Origin of the sequence: Citrobacter sp. Cpo015 (assembly GCF_030333035.1) — a bacterium.
In the GTDB taxonomy this organism is placed as follows: Bacteria; Pseudomonadota; Gammaproteobacteria; order Enterobacterales; family Enterobacteriaceae; genus Citrobacter; species Citrobacter portucalensis.
The window spans coordinates 261939-275696 of sequence record NZ_JAOWGS010000019.1 but is presented as its reverse complement, the minus strand read 5'-3'; the positions used below and the strand labels follow the sequence as shown (position 1 = coordinate 275696).

The 13758-nt window shown below is 51.8% G+C and carries 9 protein-coding genes; 6 read left to right on the top strand and 3 right to left on the bottom strand.

From position 1 onward, the window contains the following. Position 1: 1 nt before the first annotated feature. The gene (rcsB, locus tag OGY67_RS01370; RefSeq protein ID WP_003027592.1) at positions 2-652 is read left to right on the top strand and encodes a response regulator transcription factor RcsB; all 651 of its coding nucleotides are present in this window, start codon (positions 2-4) and stop codon (positions 650-652) included. A gap of 118 nt (positions 653-770) precedes the next feature. Here the strand turns inward: rcsB and rcsC are convergent, their stop codons facing one another. Further along, a complete protein-coding gene (rcsC, locus tag OGY67_RS01365) occupies positions 771-3617 on the bottom strand; it encodes a two-component system sensor histidine kinase RcsC (protein ID WP_286573169.1) in 2847 nt (948 codons plus the stop codon). A 121-nt stretch (positions 3618-3738) separates the two neighbouring features. Further along, a complete protein-coding gene (gyrA, locus tag OGY67_RS01360; protein WP_057066395.1) occupies positions 3739-6378 on the bottom strand; it encodes a DNA topoisomerase (ATP-hydrolyzing) subunit A in 2640 nt (879 codons plus the stop codon). 158 nt (positions 6379-6536) lie between these two features. On the opposite strand from gyrA, the gene ubiG reads away from it, so the two are divergent. The 4 genes from ubiG to yfaE all read left to right on the top strand — a co-directional run bounded on the left by ubiG (position 6537) and on the right by yfaE (position 11465). Continuing rightward, complete coding sequence (gene ubiG, locus OGY67_RS01355; protein ID WP_137377467.1) at positions 6537-7265, top strand: bifunctional 2-polyprenyl-6-hydroxyphenol methylase/3-demethylubiquinol 3-O-methyltransferase UbiG; 729 nt, start codon at positions 6537-6539, stop codon at positions 7263-7265. Positions 7266-7684: 419 nt separating this feature from the next. Beyond that, positions 7685-9970 carry a class 1a ribonucleoside-diphosphate reductase subunit alpha gene (gene nrdA / locus OGY67_RS01350; protein WP_048215880.1) on the top strand — a complete coding sequence of 762 codons (2286 nt, stop codon included), beginning with the start codon at positions 7685-7687 and terminating at the stop codon, positions 9968-9970. A 110-nt stretch (positions 9971-10080) separates the two neighbouring features. After that, positions 10081-11211, top strand: coding sequence for a class Ia ribonucleoside-diphosphate reductase subunit beta (nrdB, locus tag OGY67_RS01345; RefSeq protein WP_003834668.1), 1131 nt, complete (start codon positions 10081-10083; stop codon positions 11209-11211). Further along, positions 11211-11465 (top strand): ferredoxin-like diferric-tyrosyl radical cofactor maintenance protein YfaE, encoded by a 255-nt coding sequence (gene yfaE, locus OGY67_RS01340; RefSeq protein WP_003027609.1) that lies wholly within the window; start codon positions 11211-11213, stop codon positions 11463-11465. The genes nrdB and yfaE overlap by 1 nt, the downstream gene beginning before the upstream one ends. Before the next feature lie 3 nt (positions 11466-11468). On the opposite strand, the gene OGY67_RS01335 is transcribed toward yfaE, so the two are convergent. Beyond that, on the bottom strand, positions 11469-12659 hold the full coding sequence (locus OGY67_RS01335) for an MFS transporter (RefSeq protein WP_079934560.1): 1191 nt from the start codon (positions 12657-12659) through the stop codon (positions 11469-11471). 160 nt (positions 12660-12819) lie between these two features. On the opposite strand from OGY67_RS01335, the gene OGY67_RS01330 reads away from it, so the two are divergent. Then, positions 12820-13698, top strand: a complete 879-nt coding sequence (locus OGY67_RS01330; RefSeq protein ID WP_057066394.1) for a LysR family transcriptional regulator — start codon at positions 12820-12822, stop codon at positions 13696-13698. Positions 13699-13758 lie beyond the last annotated feature (60 nt).

Below are 13758 nucleotides of genomic sequence, written 5' to 3'. Positions count from 1 at the left end.
CATGAACACTATGAACGTAATTATTGCCGATGACCACCCGATTGTACTGTTCGGTATTCGTAAATCACTTGAGCAAATCGAGTGGGTAAATGTTGTCGGCGAATTTGAAGACTCCACTGCACTGATCAACAATTTGCCTAAGTTGGATGCGCATGTGTTGATTACCGACCTCTCCATGCCGGGAGATAAATACGGTGATGGGATCACGTTAATTAAATATATCAAGCGTCATTTCCCGAGCCTGTCGATTATCGTTCTGACCATGAACAACAATCCGGCTATCCTGAGCGCGGTACTGGATCTCGATATTGAAGGGATCGTACTGAAGCAAGGTGCGCCAACCGACCTGCCAAAAGCGCTGGCCGCGCTGCAGAAAGGTAAGAAATTTACCCCGGAAAGCGTGTCTCGTCTGCTGGAGAAAATCAGCGCCAGCGGCTATGGCGACAAACGTCTGTCACCGAAAGAGAGTGAAGTTCTGCGCTTGTTTGCCGAAGGTTTCCTGGTTACTGAGATCGCCAAAAAGCTCAACCGCAGCATTAAAACCATCAGTAGCCAGAAAAAATCGGCAATGATGAAGCTCGGTGTGGAAAACGATATCGCACTGCTGAATTACCTCTCCTCCGTGACGCTGAGTCCGTCAGACAAAGAGTAATTCTTTATCACGTCAAAATGCCTGATGGCGCTGCGTTTATCAGGCCTACGAACACACAGCATCGTGCACGTTTCGTAGGCCAGGTAAGACTAACGCCGCCATCCGGCTCTTTTATCCCCTATCCCCGCGTTTTTCTCACTCTTTCCGCATAGACCGCCAGCGTTTGCTTCAATACGTCTAAGGTCACCGGCTTGGACAGACAGCTATCCATACCTGATTCCAGACAACGCTGCTTCTCTTCGGCAAGCGCGTTTGCCGTTACCCCCACAACAGGCAGCGTTAACCCTAGCTGGCGGATACGCTGCGTCAGGCGATAACCATCCATATTTGGCATGTTGACGTCACTCAGCACGATATCGATATGGTTTTTGCTGAGTACGTTGAGCGCATCCACACCGTCATTCGCCGTTTTACACTGATATCCCAACGATCCCAGCTGATCGGCCAGTAAGCGCCGGTTGATAGGGTGATCGTCAACAACCAGGATCATCATGTCATCGTTCGTCGCACCGGCTTTATCCGGGGCTGGCAGCGCCGTGGAGAGATCTTCACTCCCCAGCTCTACGCTATAGATATGCGCCAACAGCGCAGGCAGTTCGTGCGGTGACGCCACGCTGTGTACCCATTCTCCAGGCTCTCTTTCCAGCGGAATGCCAATATGGCGGCGGCAGAAAATTACCGCTGCCCGTCCCTGCCAGGCCTGTTCCAGCACATCGTCGGCCACCAGCAGGTCATCCGCATCGGGCTGTTGTCCCTCATATCGCAGCACCGTCATCCCGTTACGCGTCAGGCTGGATTCGAGAAATTGGTACAGTGACGCATTGCGTACTGCCAGCCAGCAACGCGTGCCAGCCAATCCTTCTACACCCTTTTTCAACGGATACTGTGCGCCATAAAGCGGAATACGCAGCGTAAACTGACTCCCCATTCCCGGCTCGGAATCGACGGAAATATCCCCATCCATCATGCTGATCAGTTTTTCACAAATCGCCAAACCGAGTCCCGTTCCCTGGAAATTACGCTGTACGCCAGTCCCCACCTGGAAGAAAGGATCGAACAACCGAACCACCTCTTTGGCAGGGATCCCTACACCGGTATCACGCACTCGAATGCTCAGGTAGTCGCCGCTGCACTGCACGTGCAGCACAATACAACCGGTATCGGTAAACTTGATTGCGTTACTCAGCAGATTAGAAATCACCTGTTGTAAACGCATCGGATCGCCATTCAGCGCCACGGGCACATCCGGGTCGATAAAGCAGTACAACCCCAACTGCTTGCGGACCACCAGCGGCAAATAGTTAGCCGTAATATGGTTCATGACTTCACGCGGTGAAAACTCTCGCGGCTCAATCTTCAGCTGTTCAGATTCAATTTTTGAGAAGTCGAGAATATCGCTGATAATTTTCAGCAGCAGGCTGGAAGAGTTATTCATCGCCGTTACCAGACGATCCACCCCACTCGGTAACTCTTTGGTTTGCAACAAATCAAGGTTACCGATAATGCCATATAGCGGTGTACGTAGCTCATGGCTCACCGTAGCAAGGAACATCGATTTGGACTGGCTGGCCTGTTCCGCCGCCTGCGCCATCTCCTGCAACGACTCTTCCATTTTAACGCGCGCACTGACATCAACCAGGACACAAATTGCCACATTTTCATTGCGATAGCGCGAGTGCACAAAGCTGATTTGCAGATTGGTATTGTTGCTGGTTAGCACATCAACAAAATTGACCTGTTGGCCGCAAATAATTTGCGTTAACCGCTGACGGTCTTCATGCGTCAGCATATTCAGATAGGTGTGCGCCAGTTCGTTACTCAGGATGTTAATCCCATCCATCGTGCGCAGAATACAAATACCCACCGGCGCAGAAGCTACGATTTTACGGTTAAACTGCTCATGTTCTTCCAGCCGCTGAGCATCGCTTTCCGCTGGAATAAAAATGCGCCGTTCATACATGCGCGTGAGCATAAACAATGCCGCGCCAACCAGCACGTTCAACAAGATAGCGTTCAGGATCATCATGCGGATCCGCTCCAGCACCAGATCGACCGGAACGGAATAGACGATGCTCAGGGAGGACGGAGGCAGATTCTTCTTCAATACCAGCTCGCGGAAACCCGGCGTGTAACCAAACCAGGAACGTTCCTGCATCCAGTGGGGCTCAGCCTTAATATTCCCTTCAGGGCCAGTGAGCGAAATCAGCGCATGCCCATTTTCGTCGAGGATGGTCACGCCCATCGGTAAACTGCCCGGCGTGAAGAAATTCTCCATACGAATAGGCTGCTCTACGCCCAACAGCGCCTGGAGGCGATTGGCGAGGTAAACCGGCGTCAGCGCATAGAAATACCCTACTCCAGGACGCGGCCCCTGGCTGATCCAGAACAGGTTGTTGCCATTTTCGTCTTGCGTAGCATTGCGATACTTAATAATGCGCTCATGCAGCGCCTTCAGGGCCTCGTCACGTTCGACAGGCATGTCACGCAAGCCGAAATTGGCCATACAGAGGTTGTCGCTGCCAATCAGGAACACTCGATTTAAATCATAGGCGGCGGAAAAGTTGTCGCGCCAGTAGCGCATAAACCATGCCAGTGATTCCAGAGAACCTCGCCAGGCGTTGCCCATGACAGAACAGTCGGAGTCGGCAAACAGCGGCTCAAAATTTGGCACGACGGTTTTATCATCTCGCGCCCGCAGCGACATCACGCCGTTTTCTGCCGTTAAGCGATTCTCGGCAATATATTTCAGTTCTTTAATGACATCAGATGTGCGCTGAATGTAGCGCTGGGCCTGATCGGAGCTGAGATTAAGCTCCTGATGGATCTCAGACTCTCGCTGATGCAGCGCATTCACAATGTAGAACACGGAGGCGAACGCAATCAGACACCAGATAACGAGCGCAAACGCTCTGAACAGGTAGCGTGAAACTTTTAGGGTTGAATGAACGGAAGCAAGGTATTTCAAAGGGGCGAAGCTCCGCCTCAGGGCATTAATAGAGTGTGGTTAAGGTAGCGGTAAATGTCTTTTGTCGCAATGCCATTAAAAAAAGGGCCGGATTTCTCCGGCCCTTTTTATAGCGTCTTAATTACTCGTCAGCGTCATCCGCTGCTGCATCATCATCGCTTTCCGCTTCAGGTGCGATATCCTCGTCACCTTCAGCTGCACTTCCGTCGATGGAATCGAGCTCTTCATCATCAACCGGTTCAGCAACGCGTTGCAGACCCACGACGTTTTCGTCTTCCGCAGTACGGATAAGGATAACGCCCTGGGTATTACGCCCTACCACGCTGATTTCCGACACGCGAGTACGTACCAGCGTACCAGCGTCGGTGATCATCATGATCTGGTCGGTATCTTCAACCTGCACTGCGCCAACAACGGAACCGTTGCGCTCGGTAACCTTGATGGAGATAACGCCCTGGGTCGCACGAGACTTGGTCGGATACTCTTCCGCCGCCGTACGTTTACCGTAACCGTTCTGAGTAACGGTCAGGATCGCACCTTCACCGCGCGGAACGATCAGCGATACCACGCTATCTTTTTCCGCCAGCTTGATACCGCGTACACCGGTCGCGGTACGACCCATTGCACGGACAGCATCTTCTTTAAAGCGTACCACTTTACCTGCCGCAGAGAACAACATGACTTCGTCACTGCCGGATGTCAGATCTACACCAATCAGTTCGTCGCCTTCGTTCAGGTTAACCGCAATAATACCGGCAGAACGCGGACGGCTGAACTCAGTCAGCGCCGTTTTCTTCACGGTACCGCTGGCGGTTGCCATGAAGACGTTCACGCCCTCTTCGTACTCACGTACTGGCAGAATTGCGGTAATACGTTCGTTAGCTTCCAGCGGCAGCAGGTTGACGATTGGACGTCCACGTGCGCCACGGCTTGCTTCCGGCAACTGATAGACCTTCATCCAGTACAAACGACCACGGCTGGAGAAGCAGAGGATCGTGTCATGGGTGTTGGCCACCAGCAGGCGGTCAATAAAGTCTTCTTCTTTAATGCGTGCTGCTGATTTACCTTTACCGCCACGACGCTGCGCTTCGTAATCGGTTAACGGCTGATATTTCACGTAACCCTGATGAGACAAGGTTACGACAACATCTTCCTGGCTAATCAGATCTTCGATGTTGATGTCAGCGCTGTTCGCGGTGATTTCAGTACGACGAGCGTCACCGAACTGTTCACGAATCAGCTCCATCTCTTCACGGATAACTTCCATCAGACGATCGGCGCTGCCCAGAATGTGCAGCAGTTCAGCGATCTGTTCCAGCAGCTCTTTGTATTCGTCGAGCAGTTTTTCGTGCTCAAGGCCGGTCAGTTTCTGCAAACGCAGATCCAGAATAGCCTGGGCCTGCTGTTCAGTCAGATAGTACTGACCGTCACGCACGCCAAATTCCGGCTCCAGCCATTCAGGACGCGCGGCGTCATCACCGGCACGTTCCAGCATGGCGGAAACGTTGCCCAGTTCCCACGAACGCGCAACCAGCGCAGCTTTCGCTTCAGCCGGGGTCGGCGCGCGGCGGATCAGTTCGATGATCGGATCGATGTTCGCCAGCGCAATCGCCAGCGCTTCAAGGATGTGCGCACGGTCGCGGGCTTTACGCAGTTCAAAGATAGTACGACGGGTTACGACTTCACGGCGGTGACGTACGAACGCGGCAATAATATCTTTCAGGTTCATGATCTTCGGCTGGCCATGGTGCAATGCAACCATGTTGATACCGAAGGAAACCTGCAGTTGGGTCTGGGAATAGAGGTTGTTCAGAACCACTTCCCCGACCGCATCACGTTTCACTTCAATCACGATGCGCATACCGTCTTTGTCAGACTCGTCACGCAGCGCGCTGATGCCTTCAACGCGTTTGTCTTTTACCAGCTCGGCGATTTTCTCAATCAGGCGCGCTTTGTTTACCTGATACGGAATTTCGTGAACGATGATGGTTTCGCGACCCGTTTTGGCATCCGCTTCGACTTCCGCGCGTGCGCGAATGTACACTTTGCCACGACCGGTACGGTAGGCTTCTTCGATACCACGACGACCGTTGATGATCGCGGCAGTCGGGAAGTCCGGACCCGGAATATGTTCCATCAGCCCTTCAATGCTGATGTCTTCATCGTCAATATATGCCAGACAGCCGTTGATCACTTCGGTCAGGTTGTGCGGCGGAATGTTGGTCGCCATACCTACCGCGATACCGGACGAACCGTTCACCAGCAGGTTAGGAATTTTGGTCGGCATGACGTCAGGAATTTGTTCGGTGCCGTCATAGTTGTCGACGAAATCAACCGTTTCTTTTTCCAGGTCAGCCATCAGCTCATGGGCGATTTTCGACATACGGATTTCCGTATAACGCATCGCCGCTGCGGAGTCGCCATCGACAGAACCAAAGTTACCCTGACCATCTACCAGCATATAGCGCAAGGAGAATGGCTGCGCCATACGAACAATGGTGTCGTAAACGGCGATATCACCATGAGGGTGGTATTTACCGATTACGTCACCAACGACACGGGCAGATTTTTTATAGGCTTTATTCCAGTCGTTGCCCAATACGTTCATGGCGTAAAGTACGCGACGGTGAACCGGTTTCAGGCCATCTCGGACGTCCGGCAGCGCACGGCCAACAATGACCGACATCGCATAATCCAGATAGGAGCTCTTCAGCTCTTCCTCAATGTTGACCGGTGTAATTTCTCTCGCAAGGTCGCTCATCTAACCGCTATCCCTCTACTGTATCCCGGATTCAAAGGTCGCAAATTATAACACATCCGTGCAGATTCAGGTAAATGGATTCCCCCAGACAGAGGCTTTATTCATCTCGTCAGGCTGATATACTCATTTGCATCGCAAATTTAGGAGTAGAAGCCCCAATGAATGCCGAAAAACCTCCGGTAGCTCACAACGTTGACCATGAAGAAATTGCCAAGTTTGAAGCAGTCGCGTCACGCTGGTGGGATCTTGAGGGTGAATTTAAGCCGCTGCACCGCATTAACCCACTACGTCTGGGCTATATTACTGAGCGCTCAGGCGGCCTGTTTGGTAAAAAGGTACTCGACGTCGGATGCGGCGGCGGTATTCTGGCGGAGAGTATGGCGCGCGAAGGTGCCAACGTCACCGGACTGGACATGGGTTTTGAACCGCTGCAGGTAGCAAAACTGCATGCACTGGAAAGCGGTATCCAGGTAGAGTACGTACAAGAAACCGTCGAAGAGCATGCGGAAAAGCATGCACATCAGTATGACGTTGTCACCTGCATGGAAATGCTGGAGCACGTGCCAGACCCACAGTCAGTGGTCAGAGCTTGCGCCAGGCTGGTCAAACCGGGTGGCGAAGTATTTTTCTCCACGCTTAACCGCAACGGCAAATCCTGGCTGATGGCGGTGGTCGGAGCGGAATATATTCTGCGCATGGTGCCGAAAGGCACGCACAATGTGAAAAAGTTTATTAAGCCTGCTGAATTATTAGAGTGGGTTGACCAGACCGTACTGAAAGAGCGTCATATGACCGGCCTGCATTACAACCCCATCACCAACACCTTCAAACTTGGCCCGGGCGTTGATGTGAACTATATGGTACATACCACCGCCAAGGTTGATTAACCGCTCCTGTAGGCCGGATAAAGCGTGCAACGCCGCTATCCGGCATGCTTACTGGAACCATGCCTGATGACGTTTCGCTTATCAGGCCTACAAATCCTGTGCCAGATCATAAGAACTTTCCTTGCCTTAGATGAAGAAATCAGCACTCGATCAAATTTTCTATTTTTTTTCTCAATTATTGACATCCCCGCCAGGCCTTATAAGACGCGCACTTAGCGATTATCACCCTTTTGCAACCTCAATTTAACCTCAAAATCAACTCTTGTGCTGAAAAGAATCCCTACTAGAATACTCACCATATAGCGTCTATTTTATCAAACAACCCCTACATATAGTATTTATCCACAGACTTAGTCACAACATGACTCTGTGGATAATATGGGGGATATTTTTTCTTTCACGGACAGGTAAAAAACCACATGAATCAGAGTCTGCTGGTGACAAAGCGTGATGGTAGTACAGAGCGCATCAATCTCGACAAAATCCACCGAGTTCTGGATTGGGCGGCAGAAGGACTGAATAACGTATCGATTTCTCAGGTCGAGCTGCGCTCCCACATTCAGTTTTATGACGGAATCAAGACCTCCGACATCCATGAAACAATCATCAAAGCAGCCGCCGACCTGATCTCCCGCGAAGCGCCGGATTATCAATATCTGGCTGCCCGTCTGGCGATTTTCCATCTGCGTAAAAAAGCGTACGGTGAGTTTGAACCGCCAAAGCTGTTCGACCATGTCGTGAAAATGGTTGAAATGGGCAAATACGACAATCATCTGCTGGAAGACTACACGGAAGAAGAGTTCAAGCAGATGGACTCGTTCATCGTACACGACCGTGATATGACCTTCTCCTACGCTGCGGTGAAGCAGTTGGAAGGTAAATATCTGGTGCAAAACCGTGTTACCGGTGAGATCTATGAAAGCGCACAGTTCCTCTACATTCTGGTAGCGGCTTGCCTGTTCTCTAACTATCCGCGTGAAACACGTCTGCAATATGTAAAACGTTTCTACGACGCCGTTTCTACGTTCAAAATCTCGCTGCCGACGCCAATTATGTCCGGCGTGCGTACCCCAACGCGTCAGTTCAGCTCCTGCGTACTAATCGAGTGCGGCGACAGCCTGGACTCCATCAACGCAACCTCCAGCGCAATTGTGAAATATGTTTCTCAGCGTGCCGGTATCGGCATTAACGCTGGTCGCATCCGTGCGCTGGGTAGCCCGATTCGCGGCGGTGAAGCGTTCCACACCGGCTGTATTCCGTTCTACAAGCATTTCCAGACTGCAGTGAAATCCTGCTCTCAGGGTGGCGTACGCGGTGGTGCAGCCACGCTGTTCTACCCAATGTGGCACCTGGAAGTTGAAAGCCTGCTGGTCCTGAAAAACAACCGTGGCGTAGAAGGCAACCGCGTACGTCACATGGACTACGGCGTGCAGATCAACAAACTGATGTACACCCGTCTGCTGAAAGGCGGCGACATCACCCTGTTCAGCCCGTCCGACGTCCCGGGTCTGTATGACGCGTTCTTCGCCGATCAGGATGAGTTCGAGCGTCTGTACACCCAATATGAAAACGACGACAGCATCCGCAAACAGCGCGTGAAAGCAGTTGAGCTGTTCTCACTGATGATGCAGGAACGTGCCTCGACCGGTCGTATCTACATTCAGAACGTTGACCACTGCAACACCCACAGCCCGTTTGATCCGGTTGTCGCGCCGGTACGCCAGTCCAACCTGTGCCTGGAAATCGCCCTGCCGACCAAACCGCTGACCGACGTTAACGATGAAAACGGCGAAATTGCGCTGTGTACGCTGTCCGCATTTAACCTGGGCGCTATCGAAAGTCTGGACGAACTGGAAGAGCTGGCCGTACTGGCGGTACGTGCGTTGGATGCGCTGCTCGATTACCAGGATTATCCGATTCCGGCCGCCAAACGCGGTGCGATGGGTCGTCGTACGCTGGGCATTGGCGTGATCAACTACGCTTACTGGCTGGCGAAAAATGGAAAACGCTACTCTGACGGCAGCGCCAATAACCTGACTCACAAAACCTTTGAAGCGATTCAGTATTACCTGCTGAAGGCTTCTAACGAGCTGGCAAAAGAGCAAGGCGCATGCCCGTGGTTTAACGAAACTACCTATGCGAAAGGCATTCTGCCGATTGATACCTATAAAAAAGATCTTGATGCTATCGTCAGCGAGTCCCTGCATTACGACTGGGAAAGCCTGCGCGAATCAATTAAAACTCACGGTCTGCGTAACTCCACGCTGTCAGCCCTGATGCCGTCCGAGACCTCTTCGCAGATCTCCAACGCCACCAACGGCATTGAACCGCCACGCGGTTACGTGAGCATCAAAGCATCGAAAGATGGAATTCTGCGTCAGGTCGTGCCGGACTACGAACACCTGCACGACGCATACGAACTGCTGTGGGAAATGCCAAACAACGACGGCTATCTGCAGCTGGTAGGCATCATGCAGAAATTTATCGATCAGTCGATTTCCGCCAACACCAACTACGATCCGTCGCGCTTCCCGTCCGGAAAAGTACCGATGCAGCAGTTGCTGAAAGACCTGCTCACCGCCTACAAATTTGGTGTCAAAACGCTGTATTATCAGAACACCCGTGACGGTGCGGAAGACTCTCAGGACGATCTGGTACCGTCCATTCAGGACGATGGCTGCGAAAGCGGCGCATGTAAGATTTAATCTTTTGCCGGGTGGCGTAGCGCTTACCCGGCCTACAAATTAATTCGCGGTATTGTAGGCCGGATAAGCAAAGCGCATCCGGCAGTACATTCCAGACAGGATTCACATCAATGGCATACACCACTTTTTCACAGACGAAAAATGATCAGCTTCTGGAACCGATGTTCTTCGGCCAGCCGGTGAACGTCGCCCGCTACGATCAGCAAAAATATGACATCTTTGAAAAACTGATCGAAAAGCAGCTCTCTTTCTTCTGGCGTCCGGAAGAAGTCGATGTTTCTCGCGATCGTATCGACTTCCAGGCATTGCCGGAACATGAAAAACATATCTTCATCAGCAACCTGAAGTATCAGACGCTGCTGGACTCCATTCAGGGACGTAGTCCTAACGTCGCGCTGCTGCCGTTAATCTCGATCCCTGAACTGGAAACCTGGGTGGAAACGTGGGCGTTTTCTGAAACGATCCACTCCCGCTCTTATACCCACATCATCCGTAATATCGTTAACGATCCGGCGGTGGTGTTTGACGATATCGTCACCAACGAGCAAATCCAGAAACGCGCAGAAGGCATCTCCAGCTACTACGACGAATTGATCGAGATGACCAGCTACTGGCATTTGCTCGGTGAAGGTACGCATACTGTTAATGGTAAAACGGTTGTCGTAAACCTGCGTGAGCTGAAGAAGAAGCTGTATCTGTGCCTGATGAGCGTGAACGCGCTGGAAGCGATCCGCTTTTATGTCAGCTTCGCCTGCTCTTTCGCCTTCGCCGAACGTGAACTGATGGAAGGCAACGCGAAAATTATTCGTCTGATCGCCCGCGACGAAGCCCTGCACCTGACCGGTACTCAGCATATGCTGAACCTGCTGCGCAGCGGCGTGGACGATCCGGAGATGGCGGAAATTGCCGAGGAGTGCAAACAAGAATGCTACGACCTGTTCGTACAGGCCGCGCTGCAGGAAAAAGAGTGGGCAGATTATCTGTTCCGTGATGGCTCAATGATTGGCCTGAACAAAGACATTCTGTGCCAGTACGTTGAGTACATCACCAACATCCGTATGCAGGCTGTTGGGCTCGATCTGCCATTCCAGACACGTTCTAACCCGATCCCGTGGATCAACACCTGGCTGGTGTCCGATAACGTCCAGGTTGCGCCGCAGGAAGTGGAAGTCAGCTCTTATCTGGTCGGCCAGATCGATGCCGAAGTCGATACTGACGATCTGAGTAACTTCCAGCTCTGATGGGCCGCGTGACTCTGCGCATCTCTGGCACGCAGTTGCTGTGCCAGGATGAACACCCTTCCCTGCTTGCCGCGCTCGAGTCGCACGATGTTGAAGTCGAATATCAGTGTCGTGAAGGCTACTGCGGCTCCTGCCGTACCCGCCTGGTGGCGGGACAGGTTGACTGGATTGCAGAACCGCTGGCCTTCATTCAGCCCGGTGAAATATTGCCGTGCTGTTGCCGGGCAAAAGGCGATATTGAAATAGAGTTGTAGTGTTTAGTGAACTTCATGCGCGGAGACCAGTACCACGTCTCCGCGTTTTTTCATCTGCATGATATACAGCGCCCCGGCCAGTACCACCAGCAGCGCACCCACCAGATAAATCGCCCGATATCCCACGCCCTCGACCATCATCCCCATGATAAACGCGCCGATTGCCATTCCCGCATCCATCGCATTGAAAAACAGCGAATTGGCGATACCAATTTTATGCGGTTCCACCGAACTAATAATTTGTGTCTGAAATACGGGTGTGACCGAACCATAACCGATGCCAATTAATCCACCGGAAATAATCATCATAATGCTGCCGTTAGTATAGCCAAGCGCCACCAGCCCGACGGTGAAAGCCAGCAAACACGGATAGACCACGTATTTCGGCCCTTTTTTATCACAAATATTGCCGGTAAAGGTTCGACAGATCATCAGGCAAATGGCGTAGCACAGCAGGAAATTACTGGCGGCGGCCATTAGATCGAGCTCGCGCGCATACAGTGCGAGAAAAGCGGAAACGCCCGCGTACGAAAAGGTCATGAAAAACGTCACCATCGCGAAAGGCAGTGCGGCGCGATCAAACATTGCAGCAAATCCCAGCTTCGGTTTTGAGCCGTCAGCATGACGGATAACCGGCGGTACGGCGACAATCAATGACAGGATAATACCCAGTACGGCAACCGCGCTACACAGCCAGAATGCAGTGGTAAAAGCTTCCCAGCGTGCCATGTTCAGCCCTACCCACGGCCCCACAACCATTGCCAGTCCCATGGCTAACGAGAAAAAACTGATGCCCTCCCCACGTCGGGAGGCCGGTATCAACCGCGCGGAAATCGTTCCTTTTACCGTGGTAATAACGCCAAACGTTACACCATGAAGCACCCGAATCAACAGCAGTGATTCAATTGAGTGGCAAAAAGGATACAGCGCAGTGACCACCAAAAAGGCCAGAGAAGAGAGCACCAGAATTGTTTTATTCGAATATTTTCCTACCCATTGTCCCGCAAACGGGCGCACAACAATGGCGGCCCCCAAAAAGAAGGTGACTAATAATCCGGCCTTATCTGGAGTGGCATGCAGTCGATCCGAAATATAGATCGGTAACAGCGTGAGCAGGACATAAAAAACAAAAAATATAATAAAGCTGATTATCGTTATTGCCCAAAAATCTTTCGTCCACAGTTTTTCTTTCATATTCGACAACCTGTCCAGACGGCGCACGCAGGCAACGCTCAGCTCAACTGAACTACGGACAGGTGCGTCGAAGTGTGATTTTACGGTAGACCGCAAGTATAAACAGGTCCATTATATTAGAGAAATTAATCGTTTTAATATTGTTGATTAGAGGGAGCTAATGACATTAACCCAGATCCATGCCCTGCTTGCCGTACTTGAGTACGGTGGTTTTACCGAAGCCAGCAAGCGGCTGTACATGACCCAATCCGCCGTTAGCCAGGCAATTTCAGCGCTAGAGGAAGAACTAGGGGTTGATATTCTTATCCGCGAACGCCGCAAAGACATTCAACTTAGTCCGGCCGGGAGTCGGATCGTTTCACACCTGCGGACGATCGTGTCTGAAACCAACGCGGTGAAAGAGATTGCCGAGCAAGAGCGACAAAACCCGGCCAGAACCCTGCGAATCGGCTGCTTTCCCAGCGCCTGTGCCTGTATTTTGCCCGGTATCATCCACCACTTCGAGCAGCACCACCCGCATATCAAAATTATCCCTTATGAAGAAAACAGCACGGCAATCGTTGATTCCCTGCGCAGTGGGGATATCGATGCGGGATTTGTACATTTCCCGGTAAATGGCATGTACTGCGTACCGGTGTATCGCGACAAATTTACCGTTGTAGTTCCTGAAAGCCATCCGCTGGCGGCCAATAGAACGATTTCAGTGGAACAACTGGTTGGAGAACCGCTCATTATCAGCAAAGGTCGCTATGAATTAAGCATCATGGCGCTATTTAAAGAGAAGGGAATTGAACCGGTCATTAAATACGAGTTTAACCATCCGGATACCGCGATGAGCTTTATTCGTCAGGGGCTGGGTATAGCGTTATTACCGGAATTAACGCTGAAGGCGGTTGGTGGGAAAGTACGCTCAGTCCCGCTGGAACCGACGTTCTATCGACAGATATCCTTACTGGCAAAAGAGCCGCCGGTGGACGGCAGCCCTTTATTTCTCCTGCAGGCATGTATGGAAACGTTGACAGCAGACGGCCTTATCTAGCAGTTAAAACGTTTCATCCATTAAGGCCTGTGACCGGAGGTGCATCACAGGCCTTACGCC

Coding starts and splice junctions, on each gene's coding strand:
- rcsB (WP_003027592.1), top strand. CDS start 2: ATGAACACTATGAACGTAATTATTGCCGATGACCACCCGATTGTACTG.
- gyrA (WP_057066395.1), bottom strand. CDS start 6,378: ATGAGCGACCTTGCGAGAGAAATTACACCGGTCAACATTGAGGAAGAG.
- ubiG (WP_137377467.1), top strand. CDS start 6,537: ATGAATGCCGAAAAACCTCCGGTAGCTCACAACGTTGACCATGAAGAA.
- nrdA (WP_048215880.1), top strand. CDS start 7,685: ATGAATCAGAGTCTGCTGGTGACAAAGCGTGATGGTAGTACAGAGCGC.
- nrdB (WP_003834668.1), top strand. CDS start 10,081: ATGGCATACACCACTTTTTCACAGACGAAAAATGATCAGCTTCTGGAA.
- yfaE (WP_003027609.1), top strand. CDS start 11,211: ATGGGCCGCGTGACTCTGCGCATCTCTGGCACGCAGTTGCTGTGCCAG.
- OGY67_RS01335 (WP_079934560.1), bottom strand. CDS start 12,659: ATGAAAGAAAAACTGTGGACGAAAGATTTTTGGGCAATAACGATAATC.
- OGY67_RS01330 (WP_057066394.1), top strand. CDS start 12,820: ATGACATTAACCCAGATCCATGCCCTGCTTGCCGTACTTGAGTACGGT.